The organism is Halobacillus halophilus DSM 2266 (genome assembly GCF_000284515.1).
GTDB lineage: Bacteria > Bacillota > Bacilli > Bacillales > Halobacillaceae > Halobacillus > Halobacillus halophilus.
Genome location: NC_017668.1, coordinates 2,559,472 through 2,581,872, shown reverse-complemented (window position 1 = coordinate 2,581,872; position 22,401 = coordinate 2,559,472). Strand labels below are relative to the sequence as shown.

The window sequence follows — 22,401 nt, the reverse complement described above, 5'->3', positions numbered from 1 at the left end:
AAGATGATGTTCGATGAAGAGCGTTCCATTTGTTGAACCGTCGAACTTGTTCATAAAGAAGCGATCTATTTTGCTTCCTATACAATACCCCTTCAAATCGAGCAAAGGGTTTATGCATAGGAAAGGAACTTATATTACGAATAAAGCCAACATTGAACTATAACAGATTTAGTTATAAGTGTAAGGTTAGATGGATTACTGAGAAAATGCAAGAGACTTGCCATTCATGCTATAATAACGTTTGGTATAATAGAGAGAGGAGGGATTAGGTTGAGTTTAAACCACCCTCAGGTGCGTGAAAATTTTGTTAGGTGGACTTTTTTTATAGTAGGAGTGATTATCCTTGGTCTTGGTATATCCATGACCATGCAAGTAAAGGATTTCGGAATCGGACCCTGGGATGTTTTCCATTACGGACTGTTCCTTCAGTTTGGTTTAACAGTAGGAACCTGGTCCATTATCGCCGGGCTTGTCATCGTCACTTTACATGCTTTCTATAAGAAGAGACTCCCGCAGATTGGTACCATATTAAACATGATTTTTATTGGTATATTTATTGATTTTTTTAATTGGCTGCTTCCAAGTCCTGATATCTTGACCGTTCAAATTATCGTATTTATTCTAGGTACTATTGTTATTGCCTTAGGAATTGGTATATATGTATCTTCCGGCATAGGAGCGGGGCCGAGAGACAGTTTAATGTTAATGATCTCTGAAGCAATGGGTTGGAAAGTTTCAACCGTAAGAAACGGCATTGAGATCACAGTGGCTGTGCTTGGTTTCGCTCTTGGCGGTCCGGTAGGAATTGGAACTGTATTTATTGCGTTATTTTTAGGAACTTTTGTAGGGTATACGCTACCAGCGTCCCAACGATTGTTACAGTTTTTAATAATGAAAGGTGACTTATATGAAGATATCTACCAAAGGCCGTTACGGTCTAACCATAATGATTGAATTAGCCAGGAAATATGGAGATGGTCCAATATCTCTAAAGCAAATTGCAAGAGACAATGGACTTTCTGAGCATTACTTGGAACAATTAATTGCTCCTTTACGAAATGCAAGTTTAGTTAAAAGCGTAAGGGGGGCTTACGGCGGCTATATGCTGACAAAAGCACCTCACGAAATTACTGCAGGAGATGTTATTCGTATCCTGGAAGGACCGATTACCCCTGTGGAAGGCATTGAAGATGAGGAACCCGCTAAACAAGCTCTATGGAAAAGAGTGCGTGATGCCGTTAAGGATGTACTGGATACGACAACTCTTGAAGATTTGAAAGATCATGTAGACGATCAGACTCAGGATGCGTACATGTTTTATATTTAATAGTGGAGGTGAGAATGAATGAAGGGAATTTATCTGGATCATGCTGCTACTTCTCCCGTTCACCCAAAGGTTGTTGAGTCTATGATTCCTGTTTTGGAAGAGACCTATGGCAACCCCTCCAGTGTTCACCAATTTGGAAGGCAGGCAAGAAAAATTCTTGACGAAGCAAGAAAGGTAATCGCGGGGAGTATTCATGCAAACGAAAAAGAAATAGTTTTTACAAGTGGCGGTACAGAAGCTGATAACTTAGCAATAATCGGTACAGCCAGAGCCCGCGAACAGGAAGGTAAGCATATCATTACCACTCCAATTGAACATCATGCTACATTACATGCAGTCGAATATCTTGAAGAAGAAGGTTTTGAAGTTACGTATTTACCTGTTGATGATCATGGTGCGGTACGTGCGGAAGATGTAAAGAAATCATTAAGAGATGATACGATTCTAGTTTCCATCATGATGGTAAATAATGAAACAGGGGTTATGCAGCCTGTAAGAGAAGTTGCTGAACTCCTGAGAGAACATTCCACTTCTTTTCATTCTGATATTGTTCAGGCATATGGTCTTATGGAAATTGATGTAACAGAGCTGGCGGTGGACTTGATGGCGGTTTCAGGTCATAAAATAAATGGTCCAAAAGGGATTGGTTTTCTTTATGTCAGGGAAGGGACTAAGCTTGAGTCCCTGCAGTATGGTGGAGAGCAGGAAAGAAAAAGGCGTGCAGGGACTGAGAATCTTCCGGCTGTGAAAGGACTCCAAACAGCAGTGGAACTGATTGAAGGAGAGCGCAGCCAAAAAAGGAAGCAGTACAAAGAATTAAAAGAAACATTTCTGCATGCTTTAAACGAAGAAGGCGTGAATTACTCAATTAATGGTGCGGAAGAATACAGTATTGAATCCATTATAAACGTTAGTTTTCCAGAAATGAACGTGGAAACAATGCTCACAAACTTTGACTTATCAGGAATTGCTGCTTCAAGCGGCAGTGCTTGTACAGCTGGGTCCGTAGAACCTTCACATGTACTTTCGGCTATGTATGGTACTGGCGACCCTCGAATCACTAATTCAATTCGATTCAGCTTTGGCCAGAGTAATAGCAAAGAGGACCTCATACAAGCAGCGCAGAAAATCAGTCAAATTGTACAAAGACTGAGCATAACAGGAAGGTGAAAAATATGAAAGAACCGAAAGACACTCGTGTTGTGGTCGGAATGAGCGGAGGAGTCGATTCCTCTGTAGCTGCTCTTCTATTAAAAGAGCAGGGCTATGATGTAGTCGGAATCTTCATGAAAAACTGGGATGATACTGACGAAAATGGAGTCTGTACGGCAACAGAAGATTATGAAGATGTAATTAGAGTGTGTAATCAACTCGATATTCCTTATTACGCCGTTAACTTTGAAAAACAATACTGGGATAAAGTATTCACTTATTTTCTTGAGGAATACAAAGCAGGCCGCACGCCCAATCCTGACGTTATGTGTAATAAGGAGATTAAGTTTAAGGCATTTTTAGACCATGCCTTATCTCTTGGAGCAGATTATCTAGCTACTGGACATTATGCACAGGTGCAGGAGAATAATGGAGTTCATGAAATGCTCCGAGGGATTGACAGGAATAAAGATCAAACGTATTTCCTGAACCAGTTGACTCAGGAAATGCTTGAAAAAGTGATGTTTCCTCTCGGCCATTTAGAAAAGAAACAGGTGAGAGAAATAGCAGAGCAGCATGATCTGGCTACGGCTAAAAAGAAAGATTCAACAGGAATCTGCTTTATAGGTGAGCGGAATTTCAAAGAATTCCTGAGTGAATACCTTCCGGCCCAGCCTGGTAACATGGAAACGCTGGATGGTGAAGTGAAGGGACAACACGAGGGGCTTATGTATTATACTCTCGGTCAGCGACAGGGTCTTGGAATTGGAGGCGCTGGAGATCCGTGGTTTGTAGTAGGTAAAAATGTGGAGGAAAATATATTATACGTTGGACAAGGTTTTCATCACGATGCTTTATATTCTGATGGTTTAATTGCTTCTGAAGCAAACTGGACAACTGGACATGGTCCTGAAGAAGCCATGGAGTGTACAGCAAAATTCCGTTATCGACAAGAGGACAGCCATGTGACAGTACAACCTATGACAGATGGACGCTGGAAAGTAATCTTTCACGAACCGGAAAGAGCCATTACTCCTGGACAAGCTGTCGTGTTCTACGATGGAGAAGTTTGCCTGGGCGGTGCCACGATTGACACGGTTTTAAAAGAAGATGCTGCTGTCACATATGTCGGCTGAGCAAATGGTCATGTCCGTTATTCAGGACATGACTTTTTTACATATATTAAAAAAGGAGCGAGAACATGGATAAATTAAAGCAAGGTATTGAAGAGATGCAAAATCATAATTATGAGGAGGCGGCCCGTCTTTTCACTGAATCCATTGACGAAAATCCTAAACAGCCGGTGGGTTATATTAACTTTGGAAACCTGCTTACGCACATGAATGATTATGAACGTGCAGCCCGTTTTTTTAATAGAGCTATTGAGCTTGACGGAGAAGCCGCTACAGCTTATTACGGACTCGGAAATGTTTATTATGAACAGGAAAAGTTCACCAAAGCTCAAGAGCAGTTTATTCAAGCCATTCAAAATGGTTTAGATGAAGCCGATGTCCACTTTATGCTGGGGATGACTTTTGTGCATCAGGAATATACGAAGCTTGCTCTTCCTTATTTACTTCGAGCGGCTGAGCTGGCTCCCGAAGATGTAGATATCCAATTTCAATATGGTCTCTGTTTAGCCCAGAACGGTCAGATTGAAGGTGCTGAACAGGCTATGAAACGTGTGCTACAATTGGAGGAAGAACATAGTGACGCTTACTACAATCTAGGAGTGGTCGCTCTTCATAAAGAAGATGCGAAATCAGCACTCTTCCATTTTAATCGAGCACTTGAAATTCAGCCTGAGCACATGCTGGCTTCTCATGCAAAGGCCCAAGTGGAACAAGCGTTAAACGAGTAATTATTGAAGGAGAAAGATGGCATGACACAACAAACGCTTTTTTCTGAATCGAATGAAGACCGTCCTTATGTTAAAGGTGAACTCAATCGAATGATCTTTCATAATGAGGCTGAGCATTTTTCCATCGCGGCGATCACTGTAAGTGAAACAAATGAAGATACAGATGTGGACTCACTGGTGATTAAAGGACACTTTTCTCCTCTGGAAGAAGGAGAAACCTATATCTTTTATGGTCAATTTCGTAACCACCCGAAATTTGGACTGCAATACGAGGTAGAGATGTATAATCGTGTCTTGCCTGAAACAAAAGATGGGCTGATTCACTATTTATCGAGTGATTTATTTCACGGCATAGGTAAAAGGACGGCTGAGCGTATCGTTGATCAATTAGGAGAACAAGCGATATCGTTTATATTAGAAGACAGAGCTGCTTTAGATAAAGTACCTAAGCTTACTAAGGAAAAAGCGGATCAATTATACAATTCTCTAAAGGAACATCAAGGTTTTGAACACGTGATGATTCATCTTTCCCAATACGGGTTTGGGTTGAAGTTATCTCAGAAAATTTATGAAGTCTTTAAAGATCAAACCCTTGCCATTATTGAAGAAGATCCTTACCAGCTTGTATTTAAAGTCGAAGGTTTCGGTTTTCACCGGGCAGATGAAATGGCGAGGATGCAGAATCTTTCTCATGATCACCCTACCAGACTCCGGGCAGCATGTTTGTACATGATGCAAAAAAGCATGTCTGCTGGTCACACTTACCTTCCTACTGAAGAATGTCTTGTCCAGGTTGATCAGTTACTAAACACAGGACTTGAAGCTTCTATCTCATTCGATCAGCTATCCGAGCAAATCATCCATCTGGGGCAGGAAAAGTATGTATATATAGAAGAAGAGCGTATCTACTTACCTACGCTATATTTCGCAGAAAACGGCTTTTGCCGTAATATCGAACGTATTCTAGAAGGAGAGTTGGAAACCCAGCATACGCAGGCAGATCTCATGAAGATTATTGGAAGCATTGAAGAAGAGGAAGCAATGAGTTATGGAGAAGACCAATTTAATGCAATTGAGAAAACGTTACAGTCCAAGCTTATGATTCTGACTGGAGGCCCCGGAACTGGAAAAACAACGGTTATCAAGGGAATTATCCAGTCTTATGCAGAGTTAAATGACGTCTCGATTGATCCGGAAGACTATGATTCGGATCAGCCTTTGCCTTTTGTCTTGGCTGCACCAACAGGACGGGCTGCTAAACGTATGACGGAGTCAACTGGCATGCCTGCAAGCACGATCCACCGATTGCTCGGATGGGATGGTCATGAACAATTTGAGCGCAACCAGAATAATCCTTTAGAAGGGAAGGTTCTCATCATTGATGAATTTTCGATGGTGGATATTTGGCTTGCCAACCAATTGTTCCGTGCTGTTCCTTCAGGTATGCAGGTACTCCTCGTAGGTGATGAAGATCAACTTCCTTCTGTAGGTCCCGGTCAAGTACTTGCCGATCTCCTTGCTTCCGAACAACTCCCATCATCCAAACTGACGGAAGTGTACCGTCAAAAAGAAGGTTCAAAAATCATTCAGCTTGCGCATGAGATTAAAAATAATCAGTGTACTGCGGTATCACTGGCTAAAGAGCATGATTTCAATTTCATACCTGCACGTGAGAATCAGCTTGCTGATATCGTTACCCATATTGTAAAAAAAGCGATCGATAAGGGTATTAACCTTAGAGAATTGCAAGTCCTTGTTCCGATGTACCGCACAGAAGTTGGTATTCATAAGCTGAATTCGGAGATTCAGCGAGTGGTAAATCCCAAAAGCAAGCAGAAGCGGGATATCCAATTTAATGACCAAACATATCGAAAAGGTGATAAAGTCATTCAGTTGGTTAATCAGCCCGAAGACGGAGTTTATAATGGAGATATAGGCGAAATTGTTGCGATATTTCGCGAGGAAGAAAATGTAGATGGTGTAGAACAGGTCGTCGTGGATTTTGACGGAAAAGAAATCGTTTATCCAAAAAAAGATTTGAACAATGTAATGCTCGCATATTGTACATCGATCCATAAATCGCAAGGAAGTGAGTTTTCAATTGTCATTCTTCCGGTAGTACGAAGCTATAAAAGGATGCTTAGGAAAAATTTGCTCTACACAGCTATCACCCGTTCTAAGCAATCGCTAATCATCTGTGGAGATCGCAATGCATTTCTCGAAGGTGTAAAGTCTATGGATACAAACCTTCGTTATACAAGGCTAAAAGAAAAACTTCAGGAGAAGGTGGTCCCGGAAGCGCCGGAAAATGAGGAAGAAGAATTGTCCCCTTACGATTTTATGTGAAGTTAAGGAGGAGATAAACTATGGAATCCACACTGGGGATGTCCGGCAGTACTATTTTAAGTGACCCTGGTCAGTTTGATCAGTTATTTAAATCAGGAATTGACCATATTGAAATCGGAGAATTTCCAGATGAAGCTTCTTTTTATCGCTTTCTTAAAATGGCGAGACGGAATCAAGTCTCTTTTGGAATTCATTCGCCCCTTATTAGAGGGAACAGCAAGTACGATCTAATTGAACATGTATATGTGGATCCTCTGGAGGCTCGAATAAATTTTGAAAAAGAAGTCGCTTTGGCAGCAAGAGTCGGGGCGGAATACATTCTAGTTCACTTTCCATACGTTAAAGGGCCTGTTAGTTCAAACCCTCAGCCTATGATTGAAGAAGGACTTTGTTACCTCTCTGAGCTGCAGAAAAAATACAAACTCTCTATTGTCTGCGAACCTAAACTTGGTCATAACCGCTCTCCTGCAGGGATTCACTACCTTCAGCAATTCCCTGAAGAGGTGTGGGACACCTATCAATTATCTATCTGTATTGACATGGGAGATTATCGAATGGCAGCGGGTGATAAATGGAAAGAGTACATCGTTCCTTTGCTTCCGTACACAACTGTTGTCCACGTACATAATGTAAGTTTTTTAGATGATAAATACTACTGGGTACCGATTCATCCAGAACTAAATACAATAGATGGTCACTTTGATATGAAGCCAATGATTGAAATACTGGCTGAAAAAAAAGGGAAATATTTTATCTTGGAGCATACTCCTCACTCCAGGCCAACTGAGGCATATGTGGCGGAAGGAATGGAGTGGCTTCATAATCTTATAGAATAATGTATGAAATTATTTCGGACGGACATACTGTTTTGTAAAAAAGGAGTATGTCTCCCCATGAAATGTCCGAATTGTAAGAGCAAAAACCTTGGAAAAATAGGGAACGAGCAATATTATTGTTGGAATTGTTGTCTGGAGTTAGCTATTGAAAACGGTAAAATGAACATAAACCAAATTGAAGAAGATGGCAGTCTAAGCTCTCTTAATGACATATTCTATCAACAAGATCTTAAGCAAGGATGAGTGATCAAACAGCCAAGTGGGTACGTCGGTTCGTCATCTTCTTCATTATACTTCTCAGTCTATTACTACTAGCCTGGCTGTTTCCCTATTATGATCATATTATGATCATGATTGGAAGAATCCTTCTGCCCTTTATCTTGGCTCTTGTTCTTTCCTTATTGCTGCATCCTCTTGTGAATCTGCTGGAAGAGACGGGGATCTCAAGATCTCTTGCTATCTTGTTTATATTCCTCGCTTTTTTTTCTTTAGTAAGTTTAGGAATCTATAAAGGCTATCCCCGTCTGTTAACACAGGTAAGACTGTTGAGTGAGCAGATTCCTGCTTTAACGGAATCTTATCAAGTATGGACAAAGCAGTTATACGCTCAAACTGAAAGGTTTCCAGATGGTATTCACAAAAAATTGGATGGCAGTTTTTCAGATTTCGAAGAATGGATTAGCACTAAATTAATGAACTTGCTTACAGGTTTAAGCGGTATTTTTGATATGGTCTTTTTATTTGCTGTCATTCCCGTAATGACATTCTATTTTTTAAAGGACTACAAGATGATCGGCAGCTCTTTGGTGACTTTATTACCTGTGTCCTGGCATGATGAAGCCCGGAGACTGACCAGGGAACTTAGTCATTCTTTGGGAGGATATATTCGCGGGCAGCTTCTAATCAGTCTTTTTGTAGGCGCCCTTGCCTCGTTCGGATTTTGGCTGGTGGACCTCCCGTATCCTCTTATTCTTGGAATTATAGCAGGAATAACGAATATTATACCGTATTTTGGTCCTTTGCTTGGGGCTGTACCGGTCTTAGTTGTAGCTGCTACTATTTCAGTGAAAATGCTTATTTTTAGTCTGCTGGTGGTCCTTGTGATTCAAGTACTTGAAGGCAATTTGCTCTCCCCATATATTATGGGGAGAAGTATTCACATCCACCCATTGGTCATTATCTTTGCTTTGCTTGCAGGTGGTGAACTTGCAGGAATTCCTGGATTAATTTTAGCTGTACCTGTTCTTACATGTCTAAAAGTAATTGTTAGTGAAGTTCATAAAGGACGCATTCATATTGACAGATAGGGAACAGTTATCTATAATAGCGCATATCGACACTATACGAACGAAAAACAGTGAAGGAAATAAGTAAGCAATTACCCATAATTAGAGAGGCATACTCCAGGCTGAGAAGTATGCTATGGACAGGGTTGCTGAAAGCTATTCCTGAGTGCGGTTAATCCCCGCCGGAGTCGCGCCTCGTTATTGGCGTCTGAGGTGATAGACAGTTTAATGTCTATAATCAGGGTGGTACCGCGGATTTAAACTCCCGTCCCTGCCGATGGCAGGGACGGGAGTTTTTTGTTCGTACAGATAAAATAGAGTGTTTATAAAAGAGCATGAAGCTTGTTGTATTTATTAATAAGGAGGTAACGACATGAAATCATGGACATCTGCTGAAGTCCGCCAAATGTTTCTGGACTTTTTTAAAGAAAAAAATCACAGTGTGGAACCAAGTGCTTCTCTTGTTCCTCATGAGGATCCTACACTCCTTTGGATAAACAGTGGAGTGGCTACGCTGAAAAAATACTTTGACGGGCGGGTTATTCCTGAGAATCCTAGGATTGTGAACGTGCAAAAATCCATTCGGACCAACGATATAGAAAATGTAGGGTTTACAGCCCGCCACCATACTTTTTTTGAAATGTTGGGTAACTTTTCTATTGGGGATTATTTTAAAGAGGAAGCGATGAAGTGGGGTTGGGAATTCCTGACCAGTGAAGATTGGATTGGATTTGACGAAAGCAGGTTATCTGTTACCGTTCATCCAGAAGATGATGAAGCCTATACGATATGGCGCGACATTGTCGGGATAGATGAAGAGCGAATTATCCGTATTGAGGAAAACTTCTGGGATATTGGTGAAGGCCCGAGTGGTCCAAATACTGAAATCTTTTACGATCGCGGTGAAAAATACGGGAACGATCCTCAAGATCCTGAACTTTACCCGGGTGGAGAGAATGAACGCTATTTAGAAATCTGGAATTTAGTATTCTCCCAGTTCAACCATAATCCTGATGATACTTACACACCCTTACCTAAGAAAAACATTGATACAGGCATGGGCCTTGAGAGAATTGTCTGCGTTATTCAAGATACCCCTACCAATTTCGAAACAGATTTATTCAAACCTTTAATTGAAGCTACAGAGTCTATTTCGGGAAGAAAGTATGGAGAAAGTGAGGAAGGAGATTCTTCCTTTAAAGTTATAGCTGATCATATGCGTACGGTATCTTTTGCGGTCAGTGACGGAGCTCTGCCGTCCAATGAGGGAAGAGGATACGTTCTGCGCCGTTTGCTGCGCCGGGCTGTAAGGTTTGCTAAACAAATTGGTATAGATCAGCCTTTCATGTACAAATTAGTACCGGAAGTAGCTGAAATTATGGTCAACTTCTATCCTGAAGTAAAAGAGAAGCAGTCCTTTATTCAAAACGTAATTAAAACTGAAGAGGAACGTTTCCACGAAACATTAAATGATGGACTTGCCATCTTATCGACAATTATGAAGCAGGAATCAGAAAAAGGGAGTAATGTATTCCCTGGGACAGAAGTATTTCGTCTCTACGATACGTATGGTTTTCCTAAGGAGCTCACGGAAGAATATGTAGCTGACGCTGGTTTTACCATTGATGAAGATGGGTTTATGCTTGAAATGGAGAAGCAGCGTGAGCGTGCCAGGAACGCTCGTCAGAAAACTGGTTCCATGCAGATTCAAGAAGGTGTACTTGGGGACGTTCGTGTAGCCAGTGAATTCACCGGTTATGATCAACTTCGTACGGAAGCAGAAATTGTCGAAATGATTAAAGGTAAAGAGTTTAGTGAACAAGCAGAAGAAGGCGATACAGTCTACGTATTTTTGGATAAAACACCTTTCTACGCAGAAAGCGGCGGTCAGATTGCTGATAAAGGCCGTATAGAAAATGATAACGTCCTATTGGAAGTAACAAATGTTCAAAAAGCACCAAATGGTCAGCATATGCATGAAGCCGTGATCCAAAAAGGTACGCTTCATAAAGGAGACAGGGTTCATGCAGAAATAGATGAAAAATCCCGCTCCTTTATAGTTAAGAATCACACAGCTACCCATTTGCTCCATCAAGCATTGAAAGACGTATTAGGCGATCATGTAAATCAGGCGGGTTCTCTTGTAGCTCCGGATCGTCTACGGTTTGATTTCTCGCATTTTGGCTCTGTTTCCAATGAGGAGATAGAGAAGATTGAATCTATCGTAAACGAAAAAGTATGGCAGTCTATTCCTGTAAGAGTAGAATATAGTTCTATCGAGGAAGCAAAAGAAAAAGGTGCTATGGCATTATTTGGAGAGAAATACGGAGACACTGTTCGTGTGGTGCAAGTAGGTGATTACAGCCTGGAACTCTGCGGAGGGTGCCATGTTATAAATACTGCTGAAATTGGTTTATTCAAAATTGTATCAGAGACAGGTATTGGGGCTGGAACCAGACGTATGGAAGCTGTGACAGCTAAAGATGCTTACCTTTATATGAATGGTAAGGAATCGTTGTTAAAGCAAGCTGGTGAACGCTTAAAGACAAAGCCGGAGCAGGTACCTGAACGAATTGATGTCCTTCATAAAGAGATAAAGGATCTGCAGAGGGAAAATGAATCCCTAAGTGCTAAAATCTCTAATATGGAAGCTTCATCGATTCTTGACGAAGTTGAAGAGATTAACGGCGTCAAGGTGCTGGCAAAACAAGTGGATGTGAAGGATATGAATGCTTTGCGTTCCATGATTGATGATTTAAAACAAAAAATTGAATCTGGTATTATACTGCTTGCTGCACCAAATGGAAATAAAGTTCAGCTAATTGCAGGAGTATCAAAAGACTTAGTAGAAGAAGGTTACCATGCAGGACATTTAATTAAAGAAGCAGCTTCCAGATGCGGTGGGGGCGGCGGAGGCCGTCCAGACATGGCTCAGGCTGGAGGCAAGGATGCTTCTAAGATTCCTGAGGCCTTAGAATTTGCAAAAGAGTATGCAAATCAAGGTTCTTAGTTTTCCATTAAGTAAACTTAGGTATATAATGGAGTAAAGACTAACAAGTGCGAGGTGACATGAATGAGCTCAATGGATAAAACAATGAGATTTAACTTCTCAGAGGAACCGTTTGACCAGGATGTGCGCTCTGTACTGCTTTCTGTACACAGTGCTCTTCAAGAAAAGGGCTACAACCCTATCAACCAGATAGTCGGTTATTTACTCTCCGGAGATCCAGCGTACATCCCGCGTCACCAGGATGCCAGAAACTTGATTCGCAAAATTGAACGTGATGAACTAATCGAAGAGTTAGTTAAGTTTTATATTAGAGAGAATAAAGAGGGCAATGAATGAAAAAAATAGGTCTAGACGTAGGCGAAAAAACGGTAGGAGTGGCTATTTCCGATGCCTTGGGCTGGACAGCTCAAGGCCTGACCACTATTCATTGGGATGAAACGGACTTTAATACGGTTCGCGGACCGCTTCAAAAGATCATTGAAGAGCATGAAATCACTGAAGCTGTGGTAGGCTTCCCTAAGAACATGAACGGGACAGTAGGACCTAGAGGAGAAGCCAGCCAGCGTTTCGCCGCGTGGATAAAAAAAGAATATAAAATACCATCCCATCTTTGGGATGAGCGTTTAACGACAATGGCAGCAGAACGGGTATTGCTGGATGCAGACGTTAGTCGAAAGAAGCGTAAGAAAGTCATTGATAAAATGGCCGCTGTTATCATTCTGCAAAGTTATCTAGATTCCAAACAATAAGGAGGACGTTTTATCATGGCACTAGAAAAAGAAGAACGTATTGTAATTCCAGATGAAAATGGAGAGGAACATTTATTTGAAGTATTGTTCACATTCGATGTAGAGCAGACGGAACAGTCCTACATTGCCGTCATTCCTGCTGAACAGAAAGAGGGAGACGAGGTAGAAGTTTTTGCGTTTCGATATGAAGAAAAAGGAAACGAAGAAGATGATCTTGCTCTCTACCAGATCGAATCAGATGAGGAATGGGAAATGGTTGAAGAAATGCTGAATACTTTAACAGATGAAGATTTAACCTAAATAAAAAGTAAAGAAAGAAAAAGCCTGCGAACAGCAGGCTTTTTCTTATGTGAAGCTTCTGGACCATAGAAATTATACCACTGGTGTGGAAAGGCTCTCGCATTTTGTAGTATAATGTACCGGATGGAAGGAGGAAGTCTGTTGTCCGAAAGAAATTTTAAAAAAAGTTATAAAGCTCGACTAAAAAAACGTACAGAGGAAGCAAGCACAGTGCGAAAAATTGTAGCTTCCATTCTTACAATATTTGTACTTCTTCTACTAATCGGGGGTTTGAGTGGTTATTTTTATATTAAATCCGCCCTGGAACCTGTGGATCCGAGCGATGAAAGCCAAAAAAGTGTGGAGATACCATTAGGATCATCCACGTCTCAAATCGCAGGGATCCTAGAAAAGAATGGAATTATTAAAAATGATTTAATTTTTAGGTTTTATACAAAATTTAATAATGAATCAGGATTCCAAGCTGGGGAATATCAGCTTACTTCGTCTATGAAACTGAATGAGATTATTGATTCACTGCAGTCAGGTAAATTAATTAAAGAGCCGGCATTTAAGGTAACCATTCCTGAAGGGCGGACGCTCGATCAAATTGCGGGTACTTTAGCAAATAAACTTCCATTTACTAAAGACGAATTTTTAACAAAAGTGAACGATAAAGAATATGTAAAAGAACTTATGGAACAGTACCCTGAGCTTTTAACAGAAGAGGTATTAAATGAAGAGATTAAATATCCTCTCGAGGGATACTTATTTGCTTCTACTTATCCAATTTATGTAGAAGATCCTACAATAGATCAGATTGTTCATAAAATGTTAGATCAGACGAAAGAGGTCGTACTGCCTTACAAAGAACAACTGAACCAACTGGATTTACTTGATGAGGACATGACTGTACATGACTTAATGACAATGGCCTCGTTATTAGAGAATGAAGCTAGAACCTCTGAGAATCGAAAGAAAATCGCTAGTGTATTTTATAATCGTTTAGAAGAGGAAATGCCATTACAAACAGACCCTACTGTATTATATGCTCTGGGAGAGCATAAGGATAGAGTCTTATATGAGGATCTTGAAGTCGATTCTCCTTACAATACGTACGAAGAAGAGGGATTGACCCCAGGGCCAATCTCCAATTTTAATGAAAATGCTTTAAAAGCTGTTGTGGAGCCTGCAGATACAGACTTCTTATACTTCCTTGCAGATGACGAAGGAAATATTTATTATTCAAAAACGTTGGAGAAGCACAATGAAAAGAAAAATAAATATATTAACAACAATTGATTATGGAAGAGGAATGCGAGATTACTCGCATTCCTCCATTTTTGTATGTTAAAATAGTGGGGTTGTAAAATGGATGTAAACTAAATATGAAGGGATGTTAACATCATGGAGCAAGACGCATATCTGCAATCATTGCTGCCGTCTTCCACTGGACCATTCGCGCACATGGAGGCATACGCTGAGGAAAAAAATATACCGATTATGGAGCCAGCAGGTATACATTTTCTAATGCAGCTGATTCGTATGCATAGACCTGAACGCATTTTGGAAATTGGAACAGCAATAGGATATTCGGCCCTTCGTATGTTGGAGGCTTCACCTGAAAGTAAAGTTGTATCAATAGAAAGAGACGAGAATCGTTATAGAGATGCCCAGCATTTTATTAATAAGCAAGGAGCTGAAGACAGAGTTCACCTCCTGTTTGGGGATGCTCTTGAGCTGAAGGAAGAAGTTCGGAAGGAAGGTTCTTTTGACTTCCTCTTTATTGATGCTGCTAAAGGTAAGTATGAAGAATTCTTTCATCTATACGAACCGTTATTATCTGAAGGTGCAGTAATTGTCTCGGATAATGTTCTATTTAAGGGGTATGTTGCGGACGATTCACATGCAGACAAACGTATGGCCAAAATCGCTCGAAAAATACGTAATTTCAATAATTGGCTTGTTCAAAACCCCGATTATCATACGACAATTGTACCAATTGGCGATGGTGTAGCTATTACAATAAAAAAATAACTGAACCGTGTAATGTTCAGAGATTATGTTTGGGATGAAAGGAGAAACCAGAAACATGAAAGATAAACCTGTAGTTATTGGAGTAGCCGGAGGTACAGGGTCAGGGAAAACAAGTGTCACCCGGTCCATCATCCAGCGATTTGCTGATAAAACAATTCTAATGGTGGAGCAAGATTATTATTATAAGGATCAGAGTCACCTTCCGTATGAAGAAAGACTTCAGACGAACTATGATCACCCTCTTGCTTTTGATAATGATCTGCTGATTGAACACCTTAAACAATTAATTGATCAGAAATCCGTAGAGAAACCTACCTATGATTATAAGATTCATACTCGGTCTGAGGAAACGATACATGTGGAGCCTAAAGAGGTTATTATTGTTGAAGGTATTCTTGTGTTGGAAGATGAGCGCTTACGCGATTTAATGGATATAAAGGTTTTCGTAGATACGGATGCCGATGTGAGGATCATTCGCAGAATGATGAGAGATATTAATGAACGGGGACGCACACTGGATTCTGTCATTGAGCAATATATTAATGTGGTCCGTCCAATGCACCTGCAATTCGTGGAACCTACCAAGCGATATGCAGATCTTATTATTCCAGAAGGTGGCCAAAACCACGTAGCTATAGACTTAATGGCTACAAAAATTCAAACGGTCCTTAATGAAACACAGGATCATTTCAATTGAGAAAATAGTTGAAAACCTTCCAGAAATCTGGCATAGTTTTCAATAGTAGTTCTAGAATAAAGAGTCCTCGTGTAAAGTATAGTAATTCATTAATGAGCATACGCTGGTATCGCTCATTTCATATATGGGGGAACATCAATTTTTTGATGGATTAAAGGAGTGTTCAAAGAAGATGGCAGAAGAAAAAAACTTTTACATGACAGAAGAAGGAAAACAAAAGCTCGAAGACGAACTGCATCACTTAAAAACAGAGCGTCGTAAAGAAGTAGTAGAGCGCATTAAAATTGCACGCGGCTTTGGAGATCTTTCTGAGAACTCTGAGTATGATGCGGCTAAAGATGAACAAGCATTTGTGGAAGCCCGCATTACTCAAGTCGAAAATATGATTAGAAATGCCGTTATTATTGAAAATGATAATGACAATACGGATACAGTAAGCTTAGGTAAATCTGTTACCTTTCAAGAACTTCCCGATGGAGAAGAAGAGACTTATACAATTGTAGGAAGTGCGGAAGCTGACCCATTTGAAGGGAAAATCTCTAATGATTCACCTATGGCTCAAAGTCTCATTGGACATGTAGTAGGGGACAAAGTCTCTGTAGCTACTCCAGGTGGAGATATTGATGTTAAAATCGTAACTGTAGAATAGTATTTATAAATAAAAGGCAGGGGCTTCCCTGTCTTTTTTTATTATAGGTTTTTTTAATAATACGCCTGTTGATTATTGTTGATTTTTAAAGAGGCTTATAACGCAATAGGGCCGGATTGTGTAAGACTCAGTTTCGAGATATTGGTTTGCAGAGAAGGTCCTGCGGGGGACGATTCGGCCAGCTGCATCGCCCCGAAAGACACGACCAGCATAAGCCGACCATCAAAAGGATTGCGGTTTTTCCATCCGTTGATGAGCGGCTTATGTTTCGAGTGTCTGGGTGATGAAACAAGACGAGTTATTTCCCCACCAGCCCTCTTCCGCATAGAGTAACGGACCCATTTATCTCGAAACTGAGTCTTCAACACACGGGAGCTTTTCGGTAAGATTATCATTGAGATTTAGCAAAGCCTGTAATCTAAGACATTCCCCGGGAAATGGAAAAAAAGATGAAAGTGTTGGTCACCGCGACCTATTGTTGTATAATTAACAACGAATTCAAAGGAGGAGACTTTAATGGCTGATAAACATACCGAAGGATCTAGGGCTCATCGTTTTGAAAAGAAACGAAAGAGTACTATCCTTATGAATTGGTTAGTAGGTACTGGCAGTGCATTATTGATTGTTTTCATAGCTATGATGGCTTTTGGGGGAGATGATCAACCAAGTAATGCCAAAGGTTCTGATGAGGAAAAAGCAGTTTTAAATAGTGAATCGGATCAGGAAGAGAACTCAGAAGAGGATAAAAACAATAATGGTTCGACAAATGATCAGACAAATAAACAAGATTCAGAGCAGGATGAATCAAATGGATCTGATACGAAAAGCAGTTCAAATTCTGATGATGAAGACAATCCTAGTAATGAAGAGAGTTCTGAAGATGAATCTTCTGATGAGGAACAGGACAAGGATGCTTCTGAAGAGGAAAACGATGTAGTGATTGAAGAAAGTGATAAAGAAAATGTAGCGAAAATTGTTAAGAAAGATTGGCAGCCTGTTCCTACAGAAATGAGTACAAGCGGGAATCATACTATTTCTTACGATAAAAACTCACAGGATTGGAACGAACTTATTAAGGCTGTCAGTAAGGCTACAGGTCTTTCAAAAGATAATATGATCACCTGGTGGATTGGGAATGGAGGTAGTCCCCAAAAAGCTGAAGCAACGGTTTCGAACAAAGAAAAGACCGAGCATTACCGTGTATTTATTCAATGGGTAGATGGAGAAGGATATAAGCCTGTTAAATTAGAAGTGTTGGAAGAAAAAGAAGTGAATCGCTAAGGAAAAGGGAGAGAGAAAAATGGCAATTGGTATTATCGGAGCAATGGATGAAGAAATCGAAAAGCTTCAAACAGAGATGCAGAACACAAACAGAGAAGTAGTTGCGGGAAGTCTTTTTATTCATGGTATTCTCCGTGGAAAAGAAGTGGTCCTCTTAAAATCAGGAATAGGAAAAGTGAATGCAGCAGTTGCAACTAGCATTCTGCACGAGCGTTACGATGTTGAAGCTGTGATTAATACGGGCTCGGCAGGAGGTTTTGCTGAGCATTTAGAAGTAGGGGATATTGTGATATCTGAAGCGGTTACTTATCATGATGTGGACGTCACGGCCTTCTCTTATGAGTATGGACAAGTTCCGGATATGCCTGCTCGCTACCAGGCGGATGAAAAGCTTGTAAAACAAGCGTTGGAAGCGGTGGAGCAAACAGATGCGGTCTCGGCAAAGGGACTGATTGCTACGGGAGATACTTTCATGCAAGAAGAAAGTAAAGTCCAGTTCGTACGCAATAAGTTTCCGCAGATGGTGGCTGCAGAAATGGAGGCCGCAGCAATTGGGCAGGTTTGCTACAGATACGGGACGCCATTTGTTGTAATCCGTGCCTTGTCAGATATAGCAGGCAAGGAATCCTCCGTTTCTTTCGAACAATTCTTACCAAAAGCTGCCGAAAATGCGGCAGCTATGATAATGGCTATGGTTACTCATTATGAATAGATAATATTACCATCTCCACTGCAGGGTCAATATGTTACAATAATAGCCGTGCAGGAGGTGATCTATCCATGAAGTCAAAGGAATGGATGGAAAAGAAAATCTCAGATTACAAACGCTTTATTATGACTCTATTAATATTAATCAGTTATTTATATATAGGCACCTTAATTAGTATTTTCGAATATCACACTACAATTCACTATTTTCTATACCCGGTTATCGGGGCCGGATTGATTTACGCTTTCCTATTAATTAAAAAAATTAAAAAGCTGCAGCATATTTTAACAAGTGAATAGCTTTACTAAAGCCACTGACCATTAATTGTTCAGTGGCTTCTTTTACGCCTTCTTTCCTTGCTTGCTTTGCTTGTAGAATTCGTGGAAGATCTTCATCAATGCTCTTTTTTCAATCCGTGATACATAACTTCTGGAAATTCCCAGTTCCTTCGCTATTTCTCTTTGTGTCTTTTCTTCGGTTTGATTCAGTCCATACCGAAAGATGATGACCTCTTTCTCGCGTTCATCTAGTATAGTAATAAAGTCTTTTATTTTCTCAAGTTCCATGTGAAGCTGAATTTCTTCCACTATATCTTTAACGTCTGCTTGTAATATATCCAATAGGTTTAGTTCATTTCCTTCTTTATCATGACCAATTGGATCTTGAAGGGAGACATCTTTATTCATTTTTTTAGTGGATCTTAGGTGCATTAATATTTCATTTTCAATACATCGTGCTGCATAGGTGGCTAGTTTTGTACCTTTACCCGTAGAATAACTTTCAATCCCCTTAATTAGACCGATCGTTCCAATGGATATTAAGTCTTCAAAGTCTTCTTTTGTATTCTCAAACTTTTTCACAATATGGGCTACCAGCCTCAAATTATGTTCGATAAGTATATTTCTCGCCTCGTGACTTCCTTCTTGCATTAATTTAAGCTGCTTAGCTTCTTCTTCAGAGGAAAGGGGGTTTGGGAAGGCCTGATTCTTGACATAAGACATAAAGAATAAAGATTCTTTAAAAAAGTAAAGGATGGAAGCGATAATGCTGCTCATACGACGCGCACCTCCTCGATATTTAGGCAATTGCCTACAACATATCTATGTGTGAAAAAGGCAGGATGTGCTTGTACAGCAACAAAAAGGCCTGACCTTGTTTTCCCATAAAAAAAACAAGGGTCCTGTAGGAACAGAACCCTCGTTTATTATGGGGGGTTATTTATCTTCTTGTTCAGCCTGTAAGACTTCATCATAATCATCTTTGACACTATCTTTCCATAAAGGAACACCACTTCGATGAGCTGCTCTTGATATTACATGTCCTGATACAGGAGCTGTGAGGAGCACAAATAGGATTCCTAAGAGAAGCTTTCCGCTCACAATGTCATGCTCGATGAATAGAAATAAAAAGGCTCCTATCATTATTCCGGAGACGCCCAGGGTAGAACTCTTAGTGGCAGCATGGAGTCTCGTATAAACATCAGGTAAGCGTAGAATTCCGATTGAACCTGAAATGATAAAAAAGGTACCCGAGAGTAAGAAAAAGCATATGAGGATGTCAAAAATTAAATTAATCCATGTCCCGCTCAATAATAACACCCTTTTCTAAGAATTTCGCTAAGGCAACCGTTCCGATAAATAGTAAAATACCGATCAGTAGAATAACATCATTAAATTTAGTGGTTACTAGTAAGACCGCGATGATCCCAGCCAAAGCCATTAAGTTGATGCCTATGATATCAAGGGCCACTGCCCGATCTGGATTGGTGGGACCTTTAATAGCACGGTATAATAAAATCATAACGGAAATAGAAACGCCCAAGACCGCGATGGTTGCTGAATACTCGATCAGTTGCTGGGTAACATCTAAAATGTTGTCCATTAGCGAGTCACCTCCATAATAGCTTTTTCAAAGGTTTCCTTAATTTCGTTAATGGACTTTTCGACGTCTGGGAGGTCCATAGCGTGTACATAAATTTTGGTGTGGTCGTCACTGACAGCTATGGATAGAGTACCAGGTGTCAATGTAATTAAATTGGCCAATAAAGTTATTTCAAAATTACTTTTTAAGTCTATAGGAAGGGCGAATATTCCTGGTTCTATATCCAGTTTTGGTTTGTAGACAACTTTTACGATATCGATGTTTGAAAGGACAAGCTCTCTTATGAATAAAAGCATTAATTTAACAAACTTCCATACCCGGTGCATATAGAACGAGTCCGGAATGAATCTCCTGAGAATAAATAAGAGACCGATCCCGAGGATATACCCAACAAGGAAGGTGGAAAATTGATAGCTTTCACTGAGAAACATCCACATGATCGCAATAATAATGTTTAAGACGATTTGAAAAGGCATCAGCTACTACTCCTTTAATACAGAATCAATGTAGAGTTGCGGATCCATTAAGTAGTTGGAAATGGATTCAATGGATGGATAGAACCACTCAGCACCTACCCCAAGTAATATGGAAAAGGTTAAAAGCAATCCTATCGGCCAGGCCATCATTTTGCCTTTATGCTCTCTTTCAGGCAGTGGAATTTTAGTTTTCTCTCCCCAGAATCCGCGAATGAATATACGAATCATAGAGAATAGAATAAGAAGGCTCGTTAAAAGCCCGACTATGACAATCAAGATTTCTTCCTCTGCCAGTCCGCCTTTAAGCAGAAGTAGTTTACCGATAAAACCGCTGAACGGAGGAATACCAGCCAGTACCAGGGAAGCAATAAAGAACAACCAACCTAGAACCGGATAATGGTGAATGAGTCCTCCCATTTTTCTTAAATCGGAAGTTCCCGCTACATAAGCTACAGCTCCCACCAGCAGGAAGAGGGCACCTTTGATAATCATATCATGGACCAGATAGTAGATGGTGCCGCTAATGGATACTTCGGTAAAGATTCCTATACCCATTAGCATAAAGCCAACAGCCGGAATGATATTGTAAGCCACGACTAGTTTGATATTGTTTGTAGATAAAGCTCCAACCACTCCAAAAATCATGGTTAGTGCTGCCAGGTAAATGAAAAGAGTGTGCGTTAGCTGCACGTCCTGGTTGAAGATTAGGGTGAAAATCCTCAAGATCGAATAAATTCCCACCTTAGTTAACAAAGCACCAAATAACGCTGATACGACGGGATTAGGTGAAATGTAAGGTCTTGGAAGCCAATAATACAATGGAAAAACAGCTGCTTTTGTTGCAAATACGAAAAAGAACATGATGGCGATAGTCGTAAGAATACCTTGTTGCTCCACCTCTTGCACTCGTTCAGCAACCTGTGCCATATTCACCGTTCCTACTACTGAATATAAAAAGGCAATAGTCGTGACAAAGAGCATCGAAGAAAATAGGTTAATTAAAACATATTTAATGGATTCTCTAAGTTGAGCTTTGCCATTTCCTAAAACGATCAAGCCGTATGATGCCATTAACAGTACCTCAAAGAACACGAACAGGTTGAATAAGTCACCTGTCAGGAACGCACCGCTTACACCGGCAATCAGCATAAAGAAGAAGCTGTAAAAGTAAAAGGCTTCCTGCTCCTTAGAAAGTGACTTTGGAGCATAGAATACACAAGCAGTTGCTACAAGGTTAGAGGTCAAAACCAGTGTCATGGAAAGTAGATCACCAACCAGAATGATGCCATAAGGAGCGGCCCAGTCCCCTGTTTCCAGAATGATTGTTCCGTTCTGCAGGACGTAAAGGAAAACCCCTCCAACCACTAGCAAGTTGACCACAGTGAAGACTTGAGAAAGTTTTCTTACTATAGTAGTTTTTTTGTGAATGAATGCCATTATAATTCCAGCGATTAGCGGTAATATAATGGGCAATGCTGTTAAATTACTCATAATCCGTACCTCTCATTTGTTCCATATTATCCGTGCCATTAATTTTAGAAGTTCTGTAAGCCAGCACGAGCAGTAAGCTTGTTACACCAAAACTGATAACAATAGACGTTAAAATTAAGGCTTGAGGAAGGGGGTCTGTATATTTTTCCACTCCCTCAGAAAGAATTGGAGGAGCTCCCGTCTTTAATTCGCCCATCGTTAAGATAAACAAGTGAGCACCATGGGAGATAAGCCCCGTACCAATGACAATCCGTAACAATTGCTTTTGAAGGAGGTTATAAATACCTGTGGTAAATAAAATACCCGCGAGTATCGCCATGATAATTTCCATTTA

General features: G+C 40.4%; 25 protein-coding genes and 1 other annotated feature. Of the genes, 19 read left to right on the top strand and 6 right to left on the bottom strand.

Annotation, left to right across the window (positions count from 1 at the left end; all coding sequences use genetic code 11):
- The first annotated feature begins 270 nt into the window (after positions 1-270).
- The 19 genes from HBHAL_RS12810 to HBHAL_RS12715 all read left to right on the top strand — a co-directional run bounded on the left by HBHAL_RS12810 (position 271) and on the right by HBHAL_RS12715 (position 18,518).
- The gene (locus HBHAL_RS12810) at positions 271-954 is read left to right on the top strand and encodes a YczE/YyaS/YitT family protein (protein ID WP_014643857.1); all 684 of its coding nucleotides are present in this window, start codon (positions 271-273) and stop codon (positions 952-954) included.
- A complete protein-coding gene (gene cymR, locus HBHAL_RS12805; RefSeq protein ID WP_014643856.1) occupies positions 908-1,327 on the top strand; it encodes a cysteine metabolism transcriptional regulator CymR in 420 nt (139 codons plus the stop codon). Before HBHAL_RS12810 ends, cymR begins: the two co-directional genes overlap by 47 nt.
- An 18-nt stretch (positions 1,328-1,345) precedes the next feature.
- Positions 1,346-2,497, top strand: a complete 1,152-nt coding sequence (locus HBHAL_RS12800) for a cysteine desulfurase family protein (RefSeq protein ID WP_014643855.1) — start codon at positions 1,346-1,348, stop codon at positions 2,495-2,497.
- Positions 2,498-2,502: 5 nt separating this feature from the next.
- Positions 2,503-3,615 carry a tRNA 2-thiouridine(34) synthase MnmA gene (gene mnmA, locus HBHAL_RS12795; RefSeq protein WP_014643854.1) on the top strand — a complete coding sequence of 371 codons (1,113 nt, stop codon included), beginning with the start codon at positions 2,503-2,505 and terminating at the stop codon, positions 3,613-3,615.
- Positions 3,616-3,680: 65 nt separating this feature from the next.
- Positions 3,681-4,340, top strand: coding sequence for a tetratricopeptide repeat protein (locus tag HBHAL_RS12790; RefSeq protein WP_014643853.1), 660 nt, complete (start codon positions 3,681-3,683; stop codon positions 4,338-4,340).
- A 21-nt stretch (positions 4,341-4,361) separates the two neighbouring features.
- A complete protein-coding gene (gene recD2, locus HBHAL_RS12785) occupies positions 4,362-6,686 on the top strand; it encodes an SF1B family DNA helicase RecD2 (protein WP_014643852.1) in 2,325 nt (774 codons plus the stop codon).
- A gap of 20 nt (positions 6,687-6,706) precedes the next feature.
- Positions 6,707-7,522 carry a sugar phosphate isomerase/epimerase family protein gene (locus HBHAL_RS12780; RefSeq protein ID WP_014643851.1) on the top strand — a complete coding sequence of 272 codons (816 nt, stop codon included), beginning with the start codon at positions 6,707-6,709 and terminating at the stop codon, positions 7,520-7,522.
- A gap of 239 nt (positions 7,523-7,761) precedes the next feature.
- Positions 7,762-8,829 (top strand): AI-2E family transporter, encoded by a 1,068-nt coding sequence (locus HBHAL_RS12770; protein WP_014643850.1) that lies wholly within the window; start codon positions 7,762-7,764, stop codon positions 8,827-8,829.
- Between the two features lie 41 nt (positions 8,830-8,870).
- Positions 8,871-9,084, top strand: a binding site (T-box leader).
- 97 nt (positions 9,085-9,181) lie between these two features.
- On the top strand, positions 9,182-11,818 hold the full coding sequence (alaS, locus tag HBHAL_RS12765; protein WP_014643849.1) for an alanine--tRNA ligase: 2,637 nt from the start codon (positions 9,182-9,184) through the stop codon (positions 11,816-11,818).
- Positions 11,819-11,881: 63 nt separating this feature from the next.
- Positions 11,882-12,154, top strand: a complete 273-nt coding sequence (locus tag HBHAL_RS12760) for an IreB family regulatory phosphoprotein (protein WP_014643848.1) — start codon at positions 11,882-11,884, stop codon at positions 12,152-12,154.
- Positions 12,151-12,567 carry a Holliday junction resolvase RuvX gene (ruvX, locus tag HBHAL_RS12755; protein WP_014643847.1) on the top strand — a complete coding sequence of 139 codons (417 nt, stop codon included), beginning with the start codon at positions 12,151-12,153 and terminating at the stop codon, positions 12,565-12,567. The genes HBHAL_RS12760 and ruvX overlap by 4 nt, the downstream gene beginning before the upstream one ends.
- 15 nt (positions 12,568-12,582) lie before the next feature.
- Entirely contained in the window at positions 12,583-12,867 is a 285-nt protein-coding gene (locus HBHAL_RS12750; protein WP_014643846.1) for a DUF1292 domain-containing protein, read from the top strand.
- A gap of 141 nt (positions 12,868-13,008) precedes the next feature.
- Complete coding sequence (gene mltG, locus HBHAL_RS12745; RefSeq protein WP_014643845.1) at positions 13,009-14,148, top strand: endolytic transglycosylase MltG; 1,140 nt, start codon at positions 13,009-13,011, stop codon at positions 14,146-14,148.
- Positions 14,149-14,253: 105 nt separating this feature from the next.
- A complete protein-coding gene (locus HBHAL_RS12740; protein ID WP_014643844.1) occupies positions 14,254-14,883 on the top strand; it encodes an O-methyltransferase in 630 nt (209 codons plus the stop codon).
- 55 nt (positions 14,884-14,938) lie between these two features.
- Complete coding sequence (gene udk, locus HBHAL_RS12735) at positions 14,939-15,580, top strand: uridine kinase (RefSeq protein WP_014643843.1); 642 nt, start codon at positions 14,939-14,941, stop codon at positions 15,578-15,580.
- Between the two features lie 172 nt (positions 15,581-15,752).
- On the top strand, positions 15,753-16,229 hold the full coding sequence (greA, locus tag HBHAL_RS12730) for a transcription elongation factor GreA (protein WP_014643842.1): 477 nt from the start codon (positions 15,753-15,755) through the stop codon (positions 16,227-16,229).
- Positions 16,230-16,745: 516 nt separating this feature from the next.
- Positions 16,746-17,510: a YrrS family protein gene (locus HBHAL_RS12725; RefSeq protein WP_014643841.1), complete on the top strand. Its 765-nt coding sequence runs from the start codon at positions 16,746-16,748 to the stop codon at positions 17,508-17,510.
- Positions 17,511-17,529: 19 nt separating this feature from the next.
- Complete coding sequence (gene mtnN, locus HBHAL_RS12720) at positions 17,530-18,222, top strand: 5'-methylthioadenosine/S-adenosylhomocysteine nucleosidase (protein WP_014643840.1); 693 nt, start codon at positions 17,530-17,532, stop codon at positions 18,220-18,222.
- Between the two features lie 68 nt (positions 18,223-18,290).
- Positions 18,291-18,518, top strand: a complete 228-nt coding sequence (locus HBHAL_RS12715) for a YrhC family protein (RefSeq protein WP_014643839.1) — start codon at positions 18,291-18,293, stop codon at positions 18,516-18,518.
- Between the two features lie 42 nt (positions 18,519-18,560).
- Here HBHAL_RS12715 and sigK read toward each other — a convergent pair whose 3' ends face one another.
- From sigK to HBHAL_RS12685, 6 genes are all read right to left on the bottom strand, one after another.
- A complete protein-coding gene (gene sigK / locus HBHAL_RS12710; protein ID WP_014643838.1) occupies positions 18,561-19,274 on the bottom strand; it encodes an RNA polymerase sporulation sigma factor SigK in 714 nt (237 codons plus the stop codon).
- A gap of 159 nt (positions 19,275-19,433) precedes the next feature.
- Positions 19,434-19,808 (bottom strand): monovalent cation/H(+) antiporter subunit G, encoded by a 375-nt coding sequence (gene mnhG / locus HBHAL_RS12705; RefSeq protein ID WP_041601367.1) that lies wholly within the window; start codon positions 19,806-19,808, stop codon positions 19,434-19,436.
- Entirely contained in the window at positions 19,789-20,100 is a 312-nt protein-coding gene (locus HBHAL_RS12700; protein WP_014643836.1) for a Na(+)/H(+) antiporter subunit F1, read from the bottom strand. Before HBHAL_RS12700 ends, mnhG begins: the two co-directional genes overlap by 20 nt.
- Positions 20,100-20,576 carry a Na+/H+ antiporter subunit E gene (locus tag HBHAL_RS12695; protein WP_014643835.1) on the bottom strand — a complete coding sequence of 159 codons (477 nt, stop codon included), beginning with the start codon at positions 20,574-20,576 and terminating at the stop codon, positions 20,100-20,102. Before HBHAL_RS12695 ends, HBHAL_RS12700 begins: the two co-directional genes overlap by 1 nt.
- 6 nt (positions 20,577-20,582) lie before the next feature.
- The gene (locus HBHAL_RS12690) at positions 20,583-22,067 is read right to left on the bottom strand and encodes a Na+/H+ antiporter subunit D (RefSeq protein WP_014643834.1); all 1,485 of its coding nucleotides are present in this window, start codon (positions 22,065-22,067) and stop codon (positions 20,583-20,585) included.
- Positions 22,060-22,398: a Na(+)/H(+) antiporter subunit C gene (locus tag HBHAL_RS12685; RefSeq protein ID WP_014643833.1), complete on the bottom strand. Its 339-nt coding sequence runs from the start codon at positions 22,396-22,398 to the stop codon at positions 22,060-22,062. The genes HBHAL_RS12690 and HBHAL_RS12685 overlap by 8 nt, the downstream gene beginning before the upstream one ends.
- Between the last annotated feature and the right edge of the window lie 3 nt (positions 22,399-22,401).

Bases quoted from the DNA above. Each gene is read 5' to 3' on its own strand.
- cymR (WP_014643856.1), top strand. From the start codon at position 908: ATGAAGATATCTACCAAAGGCCGTTACGGTCTAACCATAATGATTGAA.
- HBHAL_RS12800 (WP_014643855.1), top strand. From the start codon at position 1,346: ATGAAGGGAATTTATCTGGATCATGCTGCTACTTCTCCCGTTCACCCA.
- mnmA (WP_014643854.1), top strand. From the start codon at position 2,503: ATGAAAGAACCGAAAGACACTCGTGTTGTGGTCGGAATGAGCGGAGGA.
- HBHAL_RS12790 (WP_014643853.1), top strand. From the start codon at position 3,681: ATGGATAAATTAAAGCAAGGTATTGAAGAGATGCAAAATCATAATTAT.
- recD2 (WP_014643852.1), top strand. From the start codon at position 4,362: ATGACACAACAAACGCTTTTTTCTGAATCGAATGAAGACCGTCCTTAT.
- HBHAL_RS12780 (WP_014643851.1), top strand. From the start codon at position 6,707: ATGGAATCCACACTGGGGATGTCCGGCAGTACTATTTTAAGTGACCCT.
- HBHAL_RS12770 (WP_014643850.1), top strand. From the start codon at position 7,762: ATGAGTGATCAAACAGCCAAGTGGGTACGTCGGTTCGTCATCTTCTTC.
- alaS (WP_014643849.1), top strand. From the start codon at position 9,182: ATGAAATCATGGACATCTGCTGAAGTCCGCCAAATGTTTCTGGACTTT.
- HBHAL_RS12760 (WP_014643848.1), top strand. From the start codon at position 11,882: ATGAGCTCAATGGATAAAACAATGAGATTTAACTTCTCAGAGGAACCG.
- ruvX (WP_014643847.1), top strand. From the start codon at position 12,151: ATGAAAAAAATAGGTCTAGACGTAGGCGAAAAAACGGTAGGAGTGGCT.
- HBHAL_RS12750 (WP_014643846.1), top strand. From the start codon at position 12,583: ATGGCACTAGAAAAAGAAGAACGTATTGTAATTCCAGATGAAAATGGA.
- HBHAL_RS12740 (WP_014643844.1), top strand. From the start codon at position 14,254: ATGGAGCAAGACGCATATCTGCAATCATTGCTGCCGTCTTCCACTGGA.
- udk (WP_014643843.1), top strand. From the start codon at position 14,939: ATGAAAGATAAACCTGTAGTTATTGGAGTAGCCGGAGGTACAGGGTCA.
- greA (WP_014643842.1), top strand. From the start codon at position 15,753: ATGGCAGAAGAAAAAAACTTTTACATGACAGAAGAAGGAAAACAAAAG.
- HBHAL_RS12725 (WP_014643841.1), top strand. From the start codon at position 16,746: ATGGCTGATAAACATACCGAAGGATCTAGGGCTCATCGTTTTGAAAAG.
- mtnN (WP_014643840.1), top strand. From the start codon at position 17,530: ATGGCAATTGGTATTATCGGAGCAATGGATGAAGAAATCGAAAAGCTT.
- HBHAL_RS12715 (WP_014643839.1), top strand. From the start codon at position 18,291: ATGAAGTCAAAGGAATGGATGGAAAAGAAAATCTCAGATTACAAACGC.
- sigK (WP_014643838.1), bottom strand. From the start codon at position 19,274: ATGAGCAGCATTATCGCTTCCATCCTTTACTTTTTTAAAGAATCTTTA.
- HBHAL_RS12700 (WP_014643836.1), bottom strand. From the start codon at position 20,100: ATGGACAACATTTTAGATGTTACCCAGCAACTGATCGAGTATTCAGCA.
- HBHAL_RS12695 (WP_014643835.1), bottom strand. From the start codon at position 20,576: ATGCCTTTTCAAATCGTCTTAAACATTATTATTGCGATCATGTGGATG.
- HBHAL_RS12690 (WP_014643834.1), bottom strand. From the start codon at position 22,067: ATGAGTAATTTAACAGCATTGCCCATTATATTACCGCTAATCGCTGGA.
- HBHAL_RS12685 (WP_014643833.1), bottom strand. From the start codon at position 22,398: ATGGAAATTATCATGGCGATACTCGCGGGTATTTTATTTACCACAGGT.